A 17,635-nucleotide genomic window follows, 5' to 3' on the forward strand; every position below is an offset into this window, starting at 1 on the left:
TATCGAAATAAATCTAGAAGGGATGGAATCGGAAGGACATACTTGGAAGGAATCCAATATCCACGTGGGTTCTCGACATTTCACGTTGGAAACCGAAGGAATACGATGTAAGGCTTTGGAACGTGTTTTTGTGGGTGGATTGTGGGGAGTTATAAAAAAAGAGCCCTTCGTCTCGAGCAGACGTTTGGGCTCTTCATGTTATTTTCCTGCGAATGTAATAAGGTCATAATCACAATTCAAGACGCTCGCGATCCTTATAGCAATTGATACAGGTGTATCACCAGGATTATTTTCGTAGTGATCAAGTTGATATCCACTTATACCAATTGATTTTGCCGCCGACTCAATAGTTAATCCTCTCGACTCCCTTAGTTCTCTTAATCCTATCGATTCGCCCCGCCTGTATTTACTCCCCTTATTCATACAACTCAGCCTCCGTATTTTCTCGTTGTACTTACACCTCAAGAGATAACATGGTAAAATTTATCCTTGAATCACCGTCCTTCGAAAGGAGCAAGCAAATTGAAACGCGTCTCCAGAGGGAGATGCTTACTTCCTGATCTGCTCATAGCTAGGGGAATGTCACAAAATGACTACGCCGTTAGGTCTGGAAGACACCCTAGGATGATTTCACATTTCTGCCGAAACGAAAGAACGATGTCGCCTGAGGATATGTATATCGCCTCGAAAATACTTAAGTGCAGTATGGAAAATCTGTATGAGTGGATAGAAGAGTAAGTAGCGGGAATACCGCACCCTCTTGAGATGATCAGAGCATTTTGCTCCATTTTGTTAAATTGTACCTCTTTTTCCTCTACCCCTCAATTGGTAAAATATTACATTGTTGATCTGTGTTCGAATCCTCTCTTTTTTCCACCACAATCCATCCGGCATCTTTCAAAGATAAATTGCTTTTTTCAGCATAGTAATTCTTCACACCTTTATCCGTTAACAAGCTTACATAACACGGCGACTTCATTTTTGATTCATGTCTTGCAATCACTTTCTTAACTTCTCTAAAGTTTGTAACCGCTTCACAAGTGAATGAGTAAGTTTCCATGTCGTGTCACCTCGGTTGTAGTATTGGAAACATCATACAACGAACACTAGTTCCTATCAAGACTTGTTTTCACTTTTGTGAAAAGCTATGATAGAACGTATGATCCCAATGTATAGGAGTTACTATAGATGAGCTACCAAGAAGCAATCACAAGTGAAGATCGTCATTATGTAAAACGATATATTTTGTTGCCAATGGTCATAAGCGCATTCGAACGCGATTGCAGGTACATCGAACAAAACCTAAAGACTCCTGAACCATATATAGATGCAATAAAGGCAGCAATCGATCGAGCACATAAAGAACTAATGGAAGTGAAGAGGCACTTTTGGTTAAAGGGAATCAAAGTGTACGAGGAAAAAGCAACCGATATCGGGAAGAAAGCAAAATTCATGTGTCGTGGTTATACATCACAAATAGAATTGCGATGGGAGTTTTTAACGGCTGAGGCATCTGTATTGATGCGTAAATACCTCGGGTTAGATATAAGTCATTATGGGGATAGAACTGGGCCGGAAGAGTTATGGAATAAATATTAAAGTTCGTAGAAAATATAAAAACAAGTCACAAAGCAATAGAAATATTTTCCTAGTTCTGTTAGACTAACCTCGTGTTCATATTAATTTCCAAAGGGGTGCTTTTGTAGTAATGGAAGCTATAAGTATTATAGGGTTTCTGTCTTTTGTTGTTTTTCTAATCATGTCAATAGTCTCGCTTTTCAAAAAGAATGGGAAAGCAAAAAGGAGTTTGCTAATTTCCGTAGCCTGCTTTGTTGTATTTCTGATCGGTGCATTTAACACGGATATGGGGACATCCCCTACAAATAAACCAGTCACTGCTTCTGAGAATTCAACCGATACCACTAAAACCGATACAGATGAGCAAAAAAAGAATAGCGAATCAAGTGAGAATAAAAAAAATAATGAACCTACTGAGGAAGAATGGCAGGAAAGTTATAGAAAAATTATGTTGAATGAAGCAAGATCTTATATCCAACTAACAGTTCGTGGAACAATATCAAAGGATCGATATAATTCTTCAGTGGGTGTACTAAATCAGCAGTTAAACAAACTCAAAGGCGATGACAAAGCAAAGTATGACGAACTCGTAAAGTCCGTTGAGAAGGATGATCTTAGGAACGCCAAAGACAAATACACAGCCTTGGGCGGGGAAGATTTCGAAGAACTTCATAAAGACCCGAAACCGAAGGAAGTCGAGAAACCCGAAGAGGCAAAGACAGAAGATGTCCCTAGGGAACATAAATCAGCATTGAAAAAAGCCGAACAGTATGCGGAAGTTATGAGTATGTCAAAGGCCGGTATCTACGATCAATTAACTTCTGAATATGGAGAGAATTTTCCTAAAGAAGCCGCTCAATATGCTATCGATAACATTGTATTCGATTGGAAAGAAAATGCATTAAAAAAAGCGGAACAGTATGCAGAATCTATGAATATGTCAGATGACGCTATTTACGATCAATTGATTTCGGAATACGGTGAAAAATTCACTAAGGAAGAAGCGCAATACGCGATAGATAATTTAGAATAAGATAAAAAAGACCCTATCAGCACATAGCCGATAGGGTCTTAGGGTATTACTTGGTTATTGCCGCTGTCTTTGTTTTGTTATCCCATTCTACCTTCGCGCCAAATGCTTCGCTAATGGCTCTTAGGGGAACGTAGGTCACTCCATCCACTAGCTTACCGTCCTTGATCTTCTTGCCGTTTACGATAACATTTACCTTTTCGCTATCCTGTTTCACATTAACAGCTCCCTTCAACTCTACGTTGACCCTGTTCTTGAAATCGGTCCAGCCTGTCCATTTGCCATCATCATACATAAGTCGTGGGCAAATCTTTTTGCTCCAATCCCAATGACGACGAAGCCTATCTACACCCCATCCACGTTCTCTTAACAATCCGGCAACCAGTTTAACGGCGTTTTCTAATGTCTTGGCATAATTTCCACTTTCGCAGATTTCAACGCCGATCGATGTCCGGTTACCGCTCATTGATCCGCTACCGTCACCGGCATGCCAAGCATTTTCACTTAAGGGGATGCATTCAATTGCTTCGCGCTCGTCTACAACAATATGAAATGATGCTTGCCGTGGATTGGCTGGATTCGTCAACCAACCACGCTCATTAGCTGCCGATGACAAGGGATTTCCAGTATTGTGAATAGTTATTGATGTCGGTGCCATCCCATATCCAGGACGACGATTGCACGCCGTCTCTTTGGGTATATGGTCTCTACGATAAATCACTTTGATCAACTCCCTTTTTACCCTGCTTGATTAACTGATTACCATAGACGGCAACGGCACCGCACAGGATTCCTTGAATGACTGCTTGGACCGTGAAACCCAGCAACATGCAGGAAAACACAATCGCGATGATTGTGACCAAATAAACAATCGACCAATCAGGGATAAGCGGTGTTCGCTTTAAAACGTACCCGATAATCCAACAAGCAATGACGACCCCAACCAATTCAGCATTGATATAATCCAAAATCATGTTCCACTCCATAATCATTCATCCTCCTATTAATTAAGTGCAGCTAATTTGATACCGGTCCAGACCGCAGCGACGATTCCCCCAGCAATACCGGTGATTACCACCCCGTAGAACGTACGCTTAAACCACTTCTGGTCCTCTGCCTGCGCCTTTTGCGTCTCAAGTGCAGCGTTCGCTTTCCGCAGTGCTTCCTCTGCGATGATCTTCGTCTGATTAAATTCAACTTCCAAGCCCTCAAGCTTCTGTTTTACTTGCTGCGCGCACGTCAATGCTTCTCTGGATGTCTCTTTTACATCCGCTACGGACGGCACCAAAGCGGCAAGCGGCTTCAATGTCTCCTCAATTCTGGCGAGCTGAATTTGAAGACTGACCAATGTATTTACATCGTGCACGTCACCCACCCCTTGTGTTGTTGTCATCCCCTCGTCCCCCAATCATCTATCTGTAATAAAAAGAGCCCCCGGACCACCCAGGGGCATAAAAAATACGCCTTACGGCGCAGCTTACTCTGTAATGCCTAGATCCGCTTTCACGATATCCAAAATTACCGCAGGTACCTCTTCGATCGTCCGACGACCGTTAAGGATCAGATGCACATACGTTGTAGCAAATACACGCTTCTGCTGCTCTGTCATAAGCTTCTCACCTCCCTTCATCAGAAGGTTCAAGGACAACAAAAAAAGCCGTTCCCGCAGCTTACGCATTGGACTCAGCTTTTAATTCATCATATTCCTTGCGGATTTCTACCGGGACGCTGGCTTCATCACGTCTGCCCGCTTTGACCAAATCAAGATAAATCTTCGCTATTGCTCGCTTATCCATTTTACAGACCTCCTGTCAATTGCATTTCAAACAGCAACGCGATGGCTTCTTTGTTATCCAAGTCTGCTGCCTTTAATGCCTCGACTTCTTCGGATAAGGGCTTTTGAAAAACAGGCGGCTGTTCTGGATCGTTCGGGTCCCGGTAGAAGAATTCAAGTTCTAATGTTTCAGGATTTATCTGGTATCCGTCTGATTCTGCAAAGTCTTGAGCGTATTGACCATATTCAAGTTCAAGAACACCAACTGTTTCTGGATTCCGTTCACTTAATTTAACAAAGGCCCGGAAATCATCCTCAACAGTGGGCACTACGTACTCGTCAAAAACTCTTCTATGACCAGTTTGAATAATTACTTCACCAGTTAATTTATCAAAATAAATACGATTTCCAATATTTTTCATAATATATCCTCCTATTTATTATCTTCCATATAAATGAAGATAATGTGTGCCCGAGTTTGTTCTTGTAGATAATGTAAAAGATGTAGTGGTTGGGTAGAAAATATATGGAGAATATATTTGACTCGAATTAAAGACTATAACATTATTTGAAGATGTAACAATGAGTCCTGCTGTTCCCCCTTGATCGTTATAAATAACACCGGCTCTAAACAAGATACCTGGGTTAATTGCTCTTTCAGTGCCGTCACCAGGATACTCAGCATAGAATAGTTGTTTACCCTCCATTAGAGTACCGATCAACCCAGCCACGTTTACATCTTTCCGCAAGTTCGCGGCAGTGAGTCCAGGAACCGCCGCTGTTACCCATGTTGAGCCGTTAAAAAAACCATGAGGTGGCCGGATAAAGAACCGGTCCCCCGGCCAAACCGTCGATTCCAGGCCAGGCATATGGTTGTTCTCTGCGCTTCGGTTTGGAATGCCTCCAGGCACCCCATAGATGCTGTTCCCACTTAAAATCTTATCGGATGCTAGGGCGGGTTCAGCAGCTTTTAATTGTGCGGTTGTCACCTTGATTTCACCGTCACCGACACCGCCTTTCTGATATCCTTTTTCGGGATATACGGCTAAGGCACCATCACCCCATTTAGCAGTTCCAGTAGCATTTCTAATTCCGGTGAGTACAGGTATCGTTCCAGTTATTTTCCCGCTTGGACCGTATGCCGTTTTAGGTGCCAAGAGATCTCCAGCAGCCGCCGTTGCATCACTTGTATCGGTACCAGTGGGGATTGATCGAATCCCTGTATCCAGCTCTTCAAACGTAGCTACCTGACTCTGTTTGGAAACCGTCCCTTCCTTGGCGATGATGGCGGTTTCCAATCGGTTTTTACCGTCAACGCCAGATTGCTTTAAACCATCGATTTCACTATTAATCGTCGTAATGTCAGACTTTTCGGCCGCCTTTTGCTGGAGCTCTTTCAGTGATTCAGCCGTCAACGACATAAACCAATTCAACCATGCGGCAGGTGGTTTGTCGTTCACTTGCCATCCTTCCTGCTTTTTCGATTCAGGAGGCTCCACACCGGGCGCACCCCAAGTAGGTACTTGTTTATCAAATGCCAAAGTAATCCCTCCTATATTGGTAATGGATAATCGTTACCCGGGATATAAACTTCTCCCAAGGTCCCGCCCGTTGTCATTGCTTCATCTGCAAATCCAGTCGGTCCGGTTTCGAGCTCCGCATATTTCGAAGAAAATTGAAACGTGCCAGTTAGTTCAATTTGGGCCACACGAACGCCAGCGGCTACCGTCTTCTGAATGATCTGCCCAAACTGTAAGGGAGACATCCCCACTTCATTCAGCCGTTTTGTCGGAACTTTGATCAACGATATCGCTGCCGGTTCCGGCTCCGAAGGATCGTTATGTTTCGGGACAATACGGATGTCTGAATACGGACAGTCCAGCGCAAGGGATAGGACCTGAATGATAGTGTTCACGTCCGTTTTGGAAAGGTTACGCGCGATTTTGGATTTCAGGAGCACCCGGTAAACTTCGTCCGTGGATGCCCCTCGCGTTTGCACGATGTTTTCCCCGATTCGGTCCAGCGTAGTACCCTCTGCATCATCAATGGACCGCCATTCCCGGATGCGTTCAAGGCTTTCGTTTACCTGCTGCAACTGCCCGTGTAAAATGCCTACCAGTTTCCCGAGATTGCTTTGTGGATCCTTATTGTAGGCGTCGGCAAATCGCCGCAGCATATCCTTCAAGCTAAACATGACTGGTCACCACAATATCTGACGCCTTCACCTGCGCGACTTGGAAAGGCTCGATAGCAACATTGCCCGTTCCCGTCGTTCCGCCGGTTCCCACCCGGATGTCAACATCTTCAACGCCGGTGACACTGTACACCGCGCTGATCAGCCGGGTATAAACCACTTGGGCGCCCATGTTCAGACCGTTGTAATAGCTGCCGCCGTCCTCGCCGCCGACATACCGGACCAAGGCCGATCGTATTAAATCATCACCATTCGCCGGATAGCTGTCATTTCTGGTAACATCCACTTCTATCTGTAAGGCGACTTCCTGCGCTCTACTGAATTTGACGGTGTGCGGATATCCGCCAAGGTCCATGACTTGCATGGCAATATCGCCATGGGATTCAATCCCCACAGCTCCTTTATCAAATATCGTTTGGGCTATGGTTTGATCGTCTCCCCCCAGCACGTACGCTTGATACGATTTAGCAGGGCGTCCGGCGCTGTCCGTCTGTATGGTGTTATTCTCGATCACGGCAGCCGCACGTACATTTTCCAGCCGTAGCAGCGCGCCGCGAAGGGCATCCAAGGAAGCAGCGCCGCCCCCGGCCACCGCCTGATCCATCCGGTCCCTAAACTCGTCATCCGTTTCCTTCTCCCGTCCGCCTTGGGTGCGCTCTGGGTTCGTTACGGCTGTGATATCAGGATTCGGATTCACAATAATAGTGATTGACCCGGCGGCTACATTGCCCTGTGAGCCGGGTTCTAAGGCTTCGACCGGCACGGTCGCCATGCCGTCGGCACCCACCGTGAAAGGTTCCGTCGTTTCAAAATAAATGCCGGTTTCCGTAGTGACCTGAAATCCTGCATCCTCGGTCCGGCCCGGAGTCCCTGAGATTGTAACGGTCCCGGTCGCCCATTGTTCCAATATCCGCGTGACCCCCGAATAAGGGCCTAACCGGTCCAGGTTGTTCCCTACGGCTGTATTCTTGTAACCGCTGTTGTATACGTCCTCTGCCGTGCCCCACACCATCGCCAAGAACCATGCAAAAAGCCGCAGGATGATCCCCAGCGGCGAACCTTCAGACGTATTAATGTTTTCTCCAAAGGCTTCCTTTGCCTTGTCCTCGATTTCGTCATACAAGTCTTGGAATCGCCGCCGTTTAAATCCGGTTCTATCCAGCACCGAACTTCACCCCCTCTTCTTGAATCGTCTCCCCATCCGTCCCGGTTGCCGTAAATGTAACAAGCATCGTCCGTGATTTGGGATTAATGGTGAACTCCACATTCTCCACCGACTGGATCCGGGCATCCTGCAGCAATCCGGCCGTTAGTTCGTCAATCATTTGCGCTTCATCCACGTCTTTACCAAGGAATAATTTAAAATCAATCCCCATGTCCGGGTTCAGAAACCATTCGTTCTTATTGGTTCCGATCCCGAGCCGACAGCATTGTGCCAATTCTTCGGGGCCTTCGATCGTAGCCAGATCGCCGCCGGTGAAGACAAGGTCCCCGGTGTCATCCACTTTCAGTGAAATCATATGAACACCCCCACTATTACGGCATCATTGATGTCATGAGTCCGGGCGCTGTCCGGCGCGGCCACTTGACCGCGTAATGTATTCTTAATCTCCCGGTCCGCACATACCACATAAACCACATCGCCTTTTTCATAGAATGGTTTCTCTACCTCGATATCCGGTCCAATCTTTCGCTTCCGACCAAGAGCCGGAACGGATTGAATGACGGCAGGCGTATCGTTCCCTATTCTCACAAGGGGCTGCACATCCGCCCGGCATGTCGTTTCATCAAACGTCACCACCCGGCACGGAATCGCCACATGTACCCCGGCCATGGCCCGGTTAACGAATCCATCTATAAGCTTGGATAAAGTGCCTGCCGCATCCGCTTTGCTCATAACAACGCCTCCATATCCGTTGTAAAATCGCCTGTCCGGCTGATGTGATGGCTGCCGCTTCGAACATGCAGTTTGCCGCTAAACTGTTCGCTTTCCAGATTGATGACCGAAGCCGTGGTAATTCGGTACTGCAGCTGAGATTTCACGTTATACCCTCTCGTGCCGGTGCCTTCGAAATACTCGGGCGACTCGATTAATCCGGTTTTCTTGGTCAGATTAAATACGCTATCCCCGCCCTTTCGGAGGCTACGCACATACAATTTCCCTTTATTGATGTAAACGGATGTGCCGCAGTCCTTCGCTACCTTGGAAATGATTTCAGTCACTGGACCCTTGGCCGTATAGCCGTCCTGATAACGGTAGTCTTGGTTGAGTTGCATTTGAGCCACCGGCAACCCAATATACCGGGCCATTTCCTTAATGATGTGGCTGGCAAGTGTGCCCTTGGCGTAGGCGATTTCCTTAACCTCCCGCTTCGACAGGTCTTGTGAATCAAGTACATTGATGATCGTGATTTTGTCCACGCCGTCCCGCTGAGTCTTCACACTGGAAATATAGCCGTGAAGCACGACTCCGGAATCATCCCGGTACCCAGCATTCATCATCAGCACTTTCCCGCGCTTGATGTTGTTCAGCGTGTCACTAGAAAGATTCCATATCTTGATCTCCGCCTCATTCGGCAGCGTATCGTTATCAAAAGGGATCGTCGCCTCAATATTGAAATCATCCATTGAAAACTTCATGTTCTCCGTCATGACCTCGGCCACCCGACCGAAATTATTCATCGTCCTCACCTTCAATCACATATAAAAAGACGCTTTTCCCGAGCGTCTCCCATGTCACAGCTTTGCTTTTGTCCGATTCGTCAAACGGCACGATTGGCAGCTTGGGGAATCGGTTATCCATGATGTCATAAAATAGCGGCATGCCATAGATTAGCTTTTCACCGACGGCCAAAACCTCCCCGTCACGCTCTAGGTCCACTGTGAAAAAGTCATACTCGGCATTGTAATGGACCTCAAAAGTGAAGTTCTCTTCCGCAAGTGAAATATCAAAGCGATAGGGGATTTGTTCTTTTTCAATGTCGATGTACTCCATGTGTCACCTCAATTCGCCCACGGGCTGCCCGGCTTAAATTTGACCTTCTCCACTTTCTCTTTTGTCGATGATTTGGACGTTTTCCTCTTGGAATCCTTTTTGCTCGATGTTTTGGACTTGGCCTTGCTTTTCTTTTTGTCTTTGGTCTGCTTGGTCCCGGAGTTGACGATTTTAACCGTTTGGGCTTTCACTGGCACTGGCAAGTCGTTAACGTAAGATGTAGTTGCAACCCGGATTTCCTTAATCGTCAACGAATAAGCAAACCCGGTTGCGTTCTTATAGTTCCGACTCGGTGCAAAGCCTGTAATCAAGCCTGAGAAGGTCGTCCGGCCAACATACCGGACAATGGTCCCTTTCTCGCTTGCCTCCTTGAGAAACGCTTCAAACTTGGCCGCGTTCTCTACCACGACACCGGTCAAGGAAAGTACGCGCGGCTTCCGCTGCACATGGTCCGTAACGTCGATATCCTTTTCCACCGGCTGATCCGTAACGTCAATGGAAAAGTCATATGATTCATCTTCAACCAAGAGGTAATGCCCGTTAATGGTTGCCATTAATCCGTTGCCACCTCCAAACCGTTTCGGCGCATGACGCTTTCAAACAGAGCGTTGATTTCAGCCAGCAGCACCGATTTTTCTGCCGGACCAACCGAAGATCCATTCAAATTTATGTTCAGGCTGATTTCTTGCCTTGATATTGCGCCGCCTACGCTGCTCGCTCGAGCCGGTGCCAAGGAAGACTCCCCGGCCGAATATGCCTTGTTCTCTTCTGCCGTTAGTACCCGTTCATCTTCATGCAGCTCCGCAATATATCCATCAAACGGAACATTCGCAAGACCATTGGCATGGCTGCCGTCAACCGGGATTTCCGGAATTTCTGGAATGTTAATGGCGAATTCCTTGCCGCCCAGCCAGTCCGGCAGTTTGATCGACAATGCGCTATTGATCTTGGCAATCATGTCATTGATCAGGCCTGTGATGAAGTTAACGCCATTGGCGAAGTTGTTTTTGACGTTCGTCCACATATTGGATAGGCCTGTGGATATCCCTTCCCATGTGTTGGTTGCGGTTGTCTTGATCTTTTCCCATACACCGTTAACGAACGATGCAATGTTATTGGCGATATTGGTTATGGTGCTCCAAATGGAATTCCATGTGCTTGTAAAGAACCCGACGATCGCATTGAATACGGCTCGTGTCATCGCGCTAAACGCCTGCCAGTTCGCAACCACGGTATTCACAATACTCATGACGGCAGAGGTTATGGCATTCCAGATGATATTCCCCCAGGTAACAAAGAACTCTCCAATTGAGGTGAATAGACCGACCACCCATGTTTTAAAGGTGTTCCAAACATTGGTTAGCCATGTGCTTATTGCTCCCCAATTTTTGAAAATCAGGATCACCCCAGCGACCGCGGCAGCCACGCCCAAGGCAATAGCAATGAACGGTAGCCACGGAGCAACCGCGGCCCATCCTGCCACAGCCATTGACCACATAACAGGAATTAGTTTAATACCTATTACTATCGCAAATGCGCCTAATGCTGGTCCGATGACATCGATATTGTCTGCCAGAAACTTTGCTGTATCACCAGCGATACTAAACCCGGCTGCTAACGAATCCATAACAGCGCCGCCGACTTCTGTAATCTTGGGCCCTGCCGCCTCTAGCCACTCGGCAAATTCCAGCAGGTACGGCATTAATTTATCACCCAATGGTTTCAGGATCCCCGTCTCCATCTGCCGACCAATCCGGGCAAACGCTTCCCCCGGCGTGTTCATCTTGATCGCATTCAGCTCGCCCATCTTATCGGCTGTCATATCGAACTCGTTTCGTGCGGAGCCCATGGCAAGGATGACATCTGACTGCAAATCCTCAAATTGGGTACCGAACAATCCAAGCGCAACCGCGTTCTGCTCCACCGGATCGGCGATATCTCCAATCATGGCAATGATTTGATCAAATGACGCCTTCGCTTCCGGCCCGCCTTCTGCAAAGGTCCGCATCATTTTTTCAGCGTTGAGCCCTAACATCTCATACGCTTCGATCGCTCCCTTGTCTCCAGCGTCCTTAGACCGGATGGTGAATTCCTTCACAGCATCATTAATTTTATCTAAATTGAAGGCCCCTTCTTGGGCGCCCGCTGCCATGACATCAAACATCGAGTTCGCGTCAAAGCCAAGTTCCTTGTAATGAACCGAATATTCATTCAAGGAATCGAGCAATTCCCCAGAAAAATCCAGACCCTTCTGTGATCCCTGTGCAATCAAGGAAAAGGCTTGTTCGGAGGTGATACCGAAGTTTTTCATCATGGTATCAGCAGACCTTACGGATTCACCCACTTCGTACCCGAAGGCATCCCGCAGCAATAAGGCGTTTCGAGTCGTTTCCTCAAGTGCTTCGCCCTGTTCCTGTGTAATTTTGGCCGTCTCAGCAATAGCGCTGCCAAGGTCCTGCCAATTCTCGCCGAAATTATCATTGTACAGGTCCGTAGCAATGGCCTTGGTTTCTTCCATCTGTTCCGCCGTCATGCCGGTTGCCATCTGCACGGTCTTCATGGAATCATTGAACTCATTGGCCGCGTTAACCGCCGCTATGCCGATACCAACAACCGCAGCCGTTACGACACCAGCAGCAACCCCTACAGCCGCCCAATTCTGTTCCATTTCCTGCACTTGTTTATCTGCCTTTCGCAAGGCACCATCGGCGACCTTAAAGCCGACTGCGAACATTAGGTTACTAATTACAGCCACCTGCTACACACCCCCTTCCCAAACCAAAAAGGAGCGCCCGCGGGCGCTCACTTCGTTTTTTAGTCCTTTTGCTGTTGTTTGATGTGGATGTCCAGAGCTGCATTTGCCTCCATGATGTCATCGTCATCCATCAGGTCGAGATCACGATAGGTGATGTTCATGTCGGACAGCAGCAAACGCCACATATTCCAGTTGTTTCTAGCCCTCTTCTCCGCTTCCGGCTTGCTGATCGTCATTGCCATCACCATCCTTGCCAGAAATGAACGCATAGGCAGCGTTGATGACCTCCATATATTCTTGGTAGGAAGGGAAATCATCAATTTTCAATTTCGGCGAAACAATGACGTGCTTAAGCATTTCATCAGAAAGCCGTTCTTCCATGACCACGCCGAATTTGTTTTTGCTGGCATCGTTAATTTTCGAGACAGACCGGACGCCCGGAAACTGGAATACATATTCCGTACCGGATTTAGATGTATAGGTCTTCTGCTTGAAATTAGGCATTTATAAAACCCCTTTTCATGTTTTGGTTTGGTTTTAGCTGTACGTTGCATCCAGGCACTGCACTTCATATTCCCGGTCCCCGGCTTCGGTACCATAGGACCGCGCTGCCGGCTTCTTGATATAAGCTTCCGTCACAGTGATGGTCTCCTTCGGATCTCCGTTATAGATAATTGAGACCGGAACCAATTCATCGGAAACGGCCAGTTTATCCAGCATGGACACTTGCGGGCTTGTGGAAAGAAGCGTAATGGACAGTGTTGCCAAAGGGTTATTGATTTTGGAACGAACAACATCCCCCTGAGCTCCGACTTTTACCTCGTAACCATCCTCGTCCTTTTCGAATTCGGCCATATCCTCACTAAAACCGGTAAGATATACGCCGTTGACCATAACTGTCAAATCCTTCGGATCATAAGTTGTCGCCACTTGGTTTCCCTCCTTAGTAGGTTACTACGCCTTTGATTGTGGTTTCGTGGATCGCCCCTGCCAGTTCAAACGCGAACGAACCGCCGTTATAGACCCGGCTGGACCGCTCGAGCGGTGTGGTTTGCTCTCGTGTCTTAAACGTAGTGCTGTACAAGCCGACGCCATCCGCCCCCCGGGCGATAATGCCTTGAATCAGGCAACGCTGCAGCACCGTACGAACCACACCCTCAATTTGAGCGATACCCGTGTTGTCATATCCAATTTTGCGGTCACGCGCATTATTGAACAGCTTCTGGACCTCATATTCCAGCGTGTGAATGACAAAGTGCTTCGAATGGATAACGTCGATGTACTCACCGGATACCGTCTTACCTTCCGATGTCACCGGATCGCCCGCTTTGGTTACGTAGGTAATCGCGCCGAGATTATGAATCTCCCGCAGCTCAGCCGCCGTAATATCCAATGGCTGAATACCTTTCAAACGTTGACCCTTCCATGTAATGCTTCCTACCGGCTTCGAACCCGCTTCCCCGACCAATGCCGCCTCCGGGTAATTATCAATGTTCGTATGATAAAACGCGAAGGTGTTCTTATAATCCTTGGCCTTAATTGACGTCAAATCGTCCTTGCTGCTGGTGCTAACCGCAAATTGCCGTGCATCCGCTGTCTCGATCGCATCCGCAATGGCCGTGATATCTTCCAGCGTGCTACGAGTGCATACAGCAAAATACCAATCCTTATCAAAGATCGTAGGCAGGAAATCACCCCATGTCCCGGCCGTTTCCCGCAACATGACGGCAATCTCCGGCGGGCGATTATCCTGATCAAGAATGGCCTTGGCAGCCTTGTACACCTCAGAACTCGTAGTGAACTCAGTAGCTACTTCGGACAATTCGGTGTAAGTTTTGTACGGTTTGGCCGTGGCCGATGTGCCGATGATCAGCGGCTTACCGAAACCAACGACCGGCGATGGCTTTTGGATATCAATAATAACCGTTACGTCTTTAATTGCTGACAATGGTACCAGCTCCTTCTATGTTTACTTTTTCAATCGTGTAAAGCTTTCTTTGTGACACATCCGGCATGCGGAATACGATTTCAAACCCGTGCCGCCGTTCCCACTCTTCACCTATGGCAATATCCCGATTTTCTACGTGGCCAACCTCATGAACGATGATCCAAAAGGCATCTTTTAAGATTTCACGGCCATCGGTTCTGAACCATTCCCGAGCCAGCAGGGCATTGTTCATGCTGATGGGATTTTCATCGGCGTACGACATAAAAGAGACGGTGAATTCCACCGTCTCCACTTGTTCTATATGATCGCCTTTGTGAACCTCAATCGGGAATCCGCGAACCGGTTCAAATCCGGGTTCGAAATGATACGTTAGAAACGCCGTTTTCGGGATGCTGCCGCCGCCGTTCATGTTAATGACCTGCAGGCCGGTATACCCTGAAAGCTCTTTTACCAGCAGCTTACGGATTTCATTGTACGGGATCATTGACAACCCTCTTTTTCGCGATGTATTTGTTGGTATCCCGGTAATCTCGGCCCTCCGGCATATCGATAGTGTATTGCTCGTCTTTGTATTCGATTAGATCGCCGGAATGATGCCGGTGTGACGTATAGAGCGCCCGGTCTTCCGCCGTGTAGTTCCCGCCCTCGGCCAACTGCAAATCCGCCGAGACCGGCTGAAAATGACCTCTTAACGAAACCCGTACGGGCTGGGCTGGGATTGGGTCGCCGTATTCGTCATAACCTTTGTCCTCGCCCGGTCGTACCAGCACATAAGGCTTTTCGTATTTCCTCACGATGGAGTTAAAACGGAACATCAACGCCGATGCCCTCCCTTCTTCTTGACAACCACGGCAGTAATCGATTCCCGAAGCTGTTCTTCATCCCGAAGAATCTTCTTATTCCCCTTCCGTCTCGCATAAAGGGGAGATAGCGGAGGCGTCCGCATCTTGTCGAAGTTCTTGAGCACCCGATCCTTGCCGACATCGCCGATCTTTCGCAGCAAGTCAACCGTTTCAAGGTTTCCGGTCACCAGTTCGACAACGCCCTCTTTTACTACCCGAGATATCGGGGTTTGCGCCTTCTTCTTCCCCGCTCCGATAAATGAACGGGCTGGTATGCCCGCTTTCAATGAACCGTGTTCGTGAATACCGGCAATCATCGCAAGTTCTTCATCGCCCTGCGCACCGATATGAACCTCTTTAGTAACCAGCTCCTGCAGCGCGTCAATGATTCCCGGCAGATACGTTTCTTCTGTGACCTCGATGTTCGCCCGCCGATAACTACGGCGTCTCTTCTTCGGCATTTATGATCACCTCATAACTGGATCAGCGCTTTAACAACGTCCGGAAGCCCTTTACTATCGTCATAAGTCACGGAAATATCACCGACCCGCTCCGACTTCACACCTGGGGAACGTAGCAGCATCTGAGCGAACATGATGCAGGCAAGTTGGATATTTTCCGGCAACGTCGCTTCCGGTGCGCCCGCCTCGTCGCTTGGCAGGATGTACCCGGCCAAATACTCGACATCAATCAAACGGGCGCCACAGGGCCAGCCAGAGCGCCGAAACAGCATGCCGTTTTCCGACTCAATCACGAAAGAACCGGAATCCTGTTCCTTCCCCTCGACCTTGAGCATGGAAACGGAATGAACGGGAAAGTTTCGGAGCCGGAGGAATTGGGTTCCAGAGCCGTCCAGCGTTTGCCGATATGGCTTGTGTTCGTAACTCCGATTCGTTTCCCGTTCAATGGCTGCCGATGCTGCCTTCAAAGCTAAAATAATCTCAAGGTCCTGTGACGTGTCGTCCAGAGCTACCCCAAGAAAGGGCTTAGTCTTATTCAGACTTGCCAGCATCTTTGCCACCATCCGTATCCTTCGCCGCCGCTTTCTTGGCCTCGTCGATCTCGGCTTTGGTTGCTTCCTTCCCGATGACGTCCGCGGCTTTCAACAGCACAGCCCGGTCTTCGTCCGCTTCATAGATGGACCCTTTGGAGATGACTTCATCCGTGTCCTTGTCTACAAAGTCATTCGTGACGTGGTAAAACTTTGTTTTCTCTGCCATATTTCCCACTCGCTTTCTAATTAGAATAGGAGCCCGGACTATGCCGGGCTTCATGATTATGGTTGTGGTACGCCCAGCTTGACGAACGGTGATACCTCGTAACCATTAGCCAGGGTGAATGGACCATTTACCCACGGTTTGCCGTCCACGTTCCAGAACGCTTTGATAATCGTCTTGTTCTGAGTGAACAGCGGAGCGTCGGAAGCTTGAATGAAAATGCCTGCGCCGTCCTTGATAACGTAGTAACCAAAGTCCGACAATGCGAGATCACCAGCAGTTCCGAGAATCGGAGAGCTTTCCGTGAACCGGATCGGGTAGCCTAGCAAGGTGCCGCCCAGCGCGTTAGCAATATTCGGCTGGAAAATCAGGCTGCCGCTATCATCCTTCATCGTCAGAAGCTGAGGAAGGATGGACTGCGAAGCCGTCCAAACAAGGTTTCCACCAAGTTTAGCCTGCGCCAGCATGCCGACGATATCGAGATAAGTAATCACGTTGGCTGTCTTCCGGGCTACAACCTTCGCGGCCGGAGAGTTCAGAGCACCCAGTGGTTTACTCGTGCCGTTACCATACAGGAATGCTTGATCTTCGGCGGCTGCAATTGCACCGCGGAAGAGACGCGTCACGACTTCATTCACGGCTGGGGCGTTACGCAAAAGTTTATCCGTGACTTTGATATGCGCAGCGACTTCATGCGGATTCAGTGTCAGATCACGGAATTTTGCATCCGTTTCCGGTTTCTCGTCACCTTCACCGATCCAAGTTACCTCTACCCCTCCGAAATTGTTTGACCCCGTGCCCTGATCCAAGGCCGGAAGCGTCAGGCTTGCATCAGGAGAAGTTCCTTCTGCCGGAATGACTACCGCACGCGGCCGGACAATCGCCTGTTCTGCTGAAATCTCAAATAATTGCTGCGAGTATTGCGGAGGCACAAAAATACCGCCTGTCACGTTCGAACCGGCGGCAAGTTCACGGTATTCCTTCAATCGTGGGTCGTTCGGATTCGAACGATAGGTTGCAACGATTTCACCGAAATCACGAAACTCCCCTTCATGTTGTGGATCTTCTGGTGTACGCTTGGTGCTGCCTGTGGACATTGCCAACGCCTGTGCCCGCTCTTCCATTTTAATTTCAGTTTCAAGGTCTCGGGCCTCACCTTCCAAAGCGGTGAATTTCGTTTCTTCTTCATCCGTGAAACCACGCTTTTCACCTTGTGCGCCTTGGATCATCGAGCGCATTTCATCTTTCTTAGCGGCAAGCTTTTTTCTCAGTTCGATCAGGTTTTTCAATTCGATCATCTCC

29 protein-coding genes and 1 pseudogene are annotated in these 17,635 nt (G+C 48.2%); 3 read left to right on the forward strand and 27 right to left on the reverse strand.

Translation table 11 applies throughout. From position 1 onward, the window contains the following. Positions 1 to 198: 198 nt before the first annotated feature. Positions 199 to 423 carry a helix-turn-helix domain-containing protein gene (locus ACQKPA_RS32470; protein WP_427496398.1) on the reverse strand — a complete coding sequence of 75 codons (225 nt, stop codon included), beginning with the start codon at positions 421 to 423 and terminating at the stop codon, positions 199 to 201. Positions 424 to 522: 99 nt separating this feature from the next. Between ACQKPA_RS32470 and ACQKPA_RS32475 the strand changes: the two genes are divergently transcribed. Further along, a complete protein-coding gene (locus ACQKPA_RS32475) occupies positions 523 to 738 on the forward strand; it encodes a helix-turn-helix domain-containing protein (RefSeq protein WP_426201652.1) in 216 nt (71 codons plus the stop codon). Between the two features lie 76 nt (positions 739 to 814). On the opposite strand, the gene ACQKPA_RS32480 is transcribed toward ACQKPA_RS32475, so the two are convergent. Further along, entirely contained in the window at positions 815 to 1,060 is a 246-nt protein-coding gene (locus tag ACQKPA_RS32480) for a hypothetical protein (RefSeq protein ID WP_427496399.1), read from the reverse strand. A 128-nt stretch (positions 1,061 to 1,188) separates the two neighbouring features. Between ACQKPA_RS32480 and ACQKPA_RS32485 the strand changes: the two genes are divergently transcribed. Together ACQKPA_RS32485 and ACQKPA_RS32490 are read left to right on the forward strand one after the other, a co-directional pair. After that, positions 1,189 to 1,599, forward strand: a complete 411-nt coding sequence (locus ACQKPA_RS32485; RefSeq protein ID WP_427496400.1) for a hypothetical protein — start codon at positions 1,189 to 1,191, stop codon at positions 1,597 to 1,599. A gap of 676 nt (positions 1,600 to 2,275) precedes the next feature. Further along, positions 2,276 to 2,611, forward strand: a pseudogene (locus ACQKPA_RS32490) (Ltp family lipoprotein); the annotation flags it as partial. Between the two features lie 46 nt (positions 2,612 to 2,657). Here the strand turns inward: ACQKPA_RS32490 and ACQKPA_RS32495 are convergent. The 25 genes from ACQKPA_RS32495 to ACQKPA_RS32615 all read right to left on the reverse strand — a co-directional run bounded on the left by ACQKPA_RS32495 (position 2,658) and on the right by ACQKPA_RS32615 (position 17,631). Continuing rightward, complete coding sequence (locus ACQKPA_RS32495; protein WP_427496457.1) at positions 2,658 to 3,329, reverse strand: N-acetylmuramoyl-L-alanine amidase; 672 nt, start codon at positions 3,327 to 3,329, stop codon at positions 2,658 to 2,660. Continuing rightward, positions 3,316 to 3,594 (reverse strand): phage holin family protein, encoded by a 279-nt coding sequence (locus tag ACQKPA_RS32500; RefSeq protein WP_427496401.1) that lies wholly within the window; start codon positions 3,592 to 3,594, stop codon positions 3,316 to 3,318. The genes ACQKPA_RS32495 and ACQKPA_RS32500 overlap by 14 nt, the downstream gene beginning before the upstream one ends. Positions 3,595 to 3,611: 17 nt before the next feature. Then, positions 3,612 to 4,001: a hypothetical protein gene (locus tag ACQKPA_RS32505; protein WP_427496402.1), complete on the reverse strand. Its 390-nt coding sequence runs from the start codon at positions 3,999 to 4,001 to the stop codon at positions 3,612 to 3,614. A gap of 84 nt (positions 4,002 to 4,085) precedes the next feature. Next, positions 4,086 to 4,217 (reverse strand): CD1375 family protein, encoded by a 132-nt coding sequence (locus ACQKPA_RS32510; protein WP_427496403.1) that lies wholly within the window; start codon positions 4,215 to 4,217, stop codon positions 4,086 to 4,088. A gap of 61 nt (positions 4,218 to 4,278) precedes the next feature. After that, positions 4,279 to 4,404 carry a hypothetical protein gene (locus ACQKPA_RS32515; RefSeq protein ID WP_427496404.1) on the reverse strand — a complete coding sequence of 42 codons (126 nt, stop codon included), beginning with the start codon at positions 4,402 to 4,404 and terminating at the stop codon, positions 4,279 to 4,281. A 1-nt stretch (position 4,405) separates the two neighbouring features. Beyond that, positions 4,406 to 4,804, reverse strand: a complete 399-nt coding sequence (locus ACQKPA_RS32520) for a hypothetical protein (protein WP_427496405.1) — start codon at positions 4,802 to 4,804, stop codon at positions 4,406 to 4,408. A gap of 18 nt (positions 4,805 to 4,822) precedes the next feature. Then, positions 4,823 to 5,923 carry a hypothetical protein gene (locus ACQKPA_RS32525; protein ID WP_427496406.1) on the reverse strand — a complete coding sequence of 367 codons (1,101 nt, stop codon included), beginning with the start codon at positions 5,921 to 5,923 and terminating at the stop codon, positions 4,823 to 4,825. Positions 5,924 to 5,934: 11 nt separating this feature from the next. Continuing rightward, positions 5,935 to 6,576 (reverse strand): hypothetical protein, encoded by a 642-nt coding sequence (locus ACQKPA_RS32530; protein ID WP_427496407.1) that lies wholly within the window; start codon positions 6,574 to 6,576, stop codon positions 5,935 to 5,937. After that, a complete protein-coding gene (locus ACQKPA_RS32535; protein WP_427496408.1) occupies positions 6,569 to 7,741 on the reverse strand; it encodes a baseplate J/gp47 family protein in 1,173 nt (390 codons plus the stop codon). The genes ACQKPA_RS32530 and ACQKPA_RS32535 overlap by 8 nt, the downstream gene beginning before the upstream one ends. Further along, entirely contained in the window at positions 7,731 to 8,096 is a 366-nt protein-coding gene (locus tag ACQKPA_RS32540; protein WP_427496409.1) for a DUF2634 domain-containing protein, read from the reverse strand. The genes ACQKPA_RS32535 and ACQKPA_RS32540 overlap by 11 nt, the downstream gene beginning before the upstream one ends. Then, positions 8,093 to 8,473 carry a Gp138 family membrane-puncturing spike protein gene (locus tag ACQKPA_RS32545; protein WP_427496410.1) on the reverse strand — a complete coding sequence of 127 codons (381 nt, stop codon included), beginning with the start codon at positions 8,471 to 8,473 and terminating at the stop codon, positions 8,093 to 8,095. Before ACQKPA_RS32545 ends, ACQKPA_RS32540 begins: the two co-directional genes overlap by 4 nt. After that, positions 8,470 to 9,258 carry a phage protein gene (locus ACQKPA_RS32550; protein ID WP_427496411.1) on the reverse strand — a complete coding sequence of 263 codons (789 nt, stop codon included), beginning with the start codon at positions 9,256 to 9,258 and terminating at the stop codon, positions 8,470 to 8,472. Before ACQKPA_RS32550 ends, ACQKPA_RS32545 begins: the two co-directional genes overlap by 4 nt. Then, positions 9,251 to 9,571 carry a phage baseplate plug family protein gene (locus ACQKPA_RS32555; RefSeq protein ID WP_427496412.1) on the reverse strand — a complete coding sequence of 107 codons (321 nt, stop codon included), beginning with the start codon at positions 9,569 to 9,571 and terminating at the stop codon, positions 9,251 to 9,253. The genes ACQKPA_RS32550 and ACQKPA_RS32555 overlap by 8 nt, the downstream gene beginning before the upstream one ends. A gap of 8 nt (positions 9,572 to 9,579) precedes the next feature. Continuing rightward, the gene (locus ACQKPA_RS32560) at positions 9,580 to 10,125 is read right to left on the reverse strand and encodes a phage baseplate protein (protein WP_427496413.1); all 546 of its coding nucleotides are present in this window, start codon (positions 10,123 to 10,125) and stop codon (positions 9,580 to 9,582) included. Beyond that, the gene (locus ACQKPA_RS32565) at positions 10,125 to 12,326 is read right to left on the reverse strand and encodes a phage tail tape measure protein (RefSeq protein ID WP_427496414.1); all 2,202 of its coding nucleotides are present in this window, start codon (positions 12,324 to 12,326) and stop codon (positions 10,125 to 10,127) included. The genes ACQKPA_RS32560 and ACQKPA_RS32565 overlap by 1 nt, the downstream gene beginning before the upstream one ends. A 59-nt stretch (positions 12,327 to 12,385) precedes the next feature. Further along, positions 12,386 to 12,562, reverse strand: a complete 177-nt coding sequence (locus ACQKPA_RS32570; protein WP_427496415.1) for a hypothetical protein — start codon at positions 12,560 to 12,562, stop codon at positions 12,386 to 12,388. Further along, positions 12,525 to 12,830: a hypothetical protein gene (locus ACQKPA_RS32575; protein WP_427496416.1), complete on the reverse strand. Its 306-nt coding sequence runs from the start codon at positions 12,828 to 12,830 to the stop codon at positions 12,525 to 12,527. Before ACQKPA_RS32575 ends, ACQKPA_RS32570 begins: the two co-directional genes overlap by 38 nt. 33 nt (positions 12,831 to 12,863) lie before the next feature. Then, entirely contained in the window at positions 12,864 to 13,256 is a 393-nt protein-coding gene (locus ACQKPA_RS32580) for a phage structural protein (protein ID WP_280755985.1), read from the reverse strand. 13 nt (positions 13,257 to 13,269) lie between these two features. Continuing rightward, a complete protein-coding gene (locus ACQKPA_RS32585) occupies positions 13,270 to 14,274 on the reverse strand; it encodes a DUF3383 family protein (RefSeq protein WP_427496417.1) in 1,005 nt (334 codons plus the stop codon). Continuing rightward, positions 14,261 to 14,758, reverse strand: a complete 498-nt coding sequence (locus tag ACQKPA_RS32590; protein WP_427496418.1) for a phage neck terminator protein — start codon at positions 14,756 to 14,758, stop codon at positions 14,261 to 14,263. Before ACQKPA_RS32590 ends, ACQKPA_RS32585 begins: the two co-directional genes overlap by 14 nt. Next, a complete protein-coding gene (locus ACQKPA_RS32595) occupies positions 14,742 to 15,089 on the reverse strand; it encodes a hypothetical protein (protein ID WP_427496419.1) in 348 nt (115 codons plus the stop codon). The genes ACQKPA_RS32590 and ACQKPA_RS32595 overlap by 17 nt, the downstream gene beginning before the upstream one ends. Then, positions 15,089 to 15,577, reverse strand: a complete 489-nt coding sequence (locus ACQKPA_RS32600) for a hypothetical protein (protein ID WP_427496420.1) — start codon at positions 15,575 to 15,577, stop codon at positions 15,089 to 15,091. The genes ACQKPA_RS32595 and ACQKPA_RS32600 overlap by 1 nt, the downstream gene beginning before the upstream one ends. A gap of 11 nt (positions 15,578 to 15,588) precedes the next feature. After that, positions 15,589 to 16,140, reverse strand: coding sequence for a hypothetical protein (locus ACQKPA_RS32605; RefSeq protein ID WP_427496421.1), 552 nt, complete (start codon positions 16,138 to 16,140; stop codon positions 15,589 to 15,591). After that, on the reverse strand, positions 16,109 to 16,336 hold the full coding sequence (locus tag ACQKPA_RS32610; RefSeq protein WP_427496422.1) for a hypothetical protein: 228 nt from the start codon (positions 16,334 to 16,336) through the stop codon (positions 16,109 to 16,111). The genes ACQKPA_RS32605 and ACQKPA_RS32610 overlap by 32 nt, the downstream gene beginning before the upstream one ends. Before the next feature lie 56 nt (positions 16,337 to 16,392). Then, a complete protein-coding gene (locus ACQKPA_RS32615) occupies positions 16,393 to 17,631 on the reverse strand; it encodes a phage major capsid protein (RefSeq protein ID WP_427496423.1) in 1,239 nt (412 codons plus the stop codon). Positions 17,632 to 17,635 lie beyond the last annotated feature (4 nt).

The sequence above is a fragment of the Paenibacillus sp. NPDC093718 genome, from assembly GCF_050279985.1.
GTDB lineage: Bacteria > Bacillota > Bacilli > Paenibacillales > Paenibacillaceae > Paenibacillus_AQ.

Coding starts and splice junctions, on each gene's coding strand:
- ACQKPA_RS32470 (WP_427496398.1), bottom strand. CDS start 423: ATGAATAAGGGGAGTAAATACAGGCGGGGCGAATCGATAGGATTAAGA.
- ACQKPA_RS32480 (WP_427496399.1), bottom strand. CDS start 1,060: ATGGAAACTTACTCATTCACTTGTGAAGCGGTTACAAACTTTAGAGAA.
- ACQKPA_RS32485 (WP_427496400.1), top strand. CDS start 1,189: ATGAGCTACCAAGAAGCAATCACAAGTGAAGATCGTCATTATGTAAAA.
- ACQKPA_RS32500 (WP_427496401.1), bottom strand. CDS start 3,594: ATGGAGTGGAACATGATTTTGGATTATATCAATGCTGAATTGGTTGGG.
- ACQKPA_RS32505 (WP_427496402.1), bottom strand. CDS start 4,001: ATGACAACAACACAAGGGGTGGGTGACGTGCACGATGTAAATACATTG.
- ACQKPA_RS32510 (WP_427496403.1), bottom strand. CDS start 4,217: ATGACAGAGCAGCAGAAGCGTGTATTTGCTACAACGTATGTGCATCTG.
- ACQKPA_RS32515 (WP_427496404.1), bottom strand. CDS start 4,404: ATGGATAAGCGAGCAATAGCGAAGATTTATCTTGATTTGGTCAAAGCG.
- ACQKPA_RS32520 (WP_427496405.1), bottom strand. CDS start 4,804: ATGAAAAATATTGGAAATCGTATTTATTTTGATAAATTAACTGGTGAA.
- ACQKPA_RS32530 (WP_427496407.1), bottom strand. CDS start 6,576: ATGTTTAGCTTGAAGGATATGCTGCGGCGATTTGCCGACGCCTACAAT.
- ACQKPA_RS32540 (WP_427496409.1), bottom strand. CDS start 8,096: ATGATTTCACTGAAAGTGGATGACACCGGGGACCTTGTCTTCACCGGC.
- ACQKPA_RS32545 (WP_427496410.1), bottom strand. CDS start 8,473: ATGAGCAAAGCGGATGCGGCAGGCACTTTATCCAAGCTTATAGATGGA.
- ACQKPA_RS32550 (WP_427496411.1), bottom strand. CDS start 9,258: ATGAATAATTTCGGTCGGGTGGCCGAGGTCATGACGGAGAACATGAAG.
- ACQKPA_RS32555 (WP_427496412.1), bottom strand. CDS start 9,571: ATGGAGTACATCGACATTGAAAAAGAACAAATCCCCTATCGCTTTGAT.
- ACQKPA_RS32560 (WP_427496413.1), bottom strand. CDS start 10,125: ATGGCAACCATTAACGGGCATTACCTCTTGGTTGAAGATGAATCATAT.
- ACQKPA_RS32570 (WP_427496415.1), bottom strand. CDS start 12,562: ATGACGATCAGCAAGCCGGAAGCGGAGAAGAGGGCTAGAAACAACTGG.
- ACQKPA_RS32575 (WP_427496416.1), bottom strand. CDS start 12,830: ATGCCTAATTTCAAGCAGAAGACCTATACATCTAAATCCGGTACGGAA.
- ACQKPA_RS32590 (WP_427496418.1), bottom strand. CDS start 14,758: ATGATCCCGTACAATGAAATCCGTAAGCTGCTGGTAAAAGAGCTTTCA.
- ACQKPA_RS32595 (WP_427496419.1), bottom strand. CDS start 15,089: ATGTTCCGTTTTAACTCCATCGTGAGGAAATACGAAAAGCCTTATGTG.
- ACQKPA_RS32600 (WP_427496420.1), bottom strand. CDS start 15,577: ATGCCGAAGAAGAGACGCCGTAGTTATCGGCGGGCGAACATCGAGGTC.
- ACQKPA_RS32605 (WP_427496421.1), bottom strand. CDS start 16,140: ATGGTGGCAAAGATGCTGGCAAGTCTGAATAAGACTAAGCCCTTTCTT.
- ACQKPA_RS32610 (WP_427496422.1), bottom strand. CDS start 16,336: ATGGCAGAGAAAACAAAGTTTTACCACGTCACGAATGACTTTGTAGAC.
- ACQKPA_RS32615 (WP_427496423.1), bottom strand. CDS start 17,631: ATGATCGAATTGAAAAACCTGATCGAACTGAGAAAAAAGCTTGCCGCT.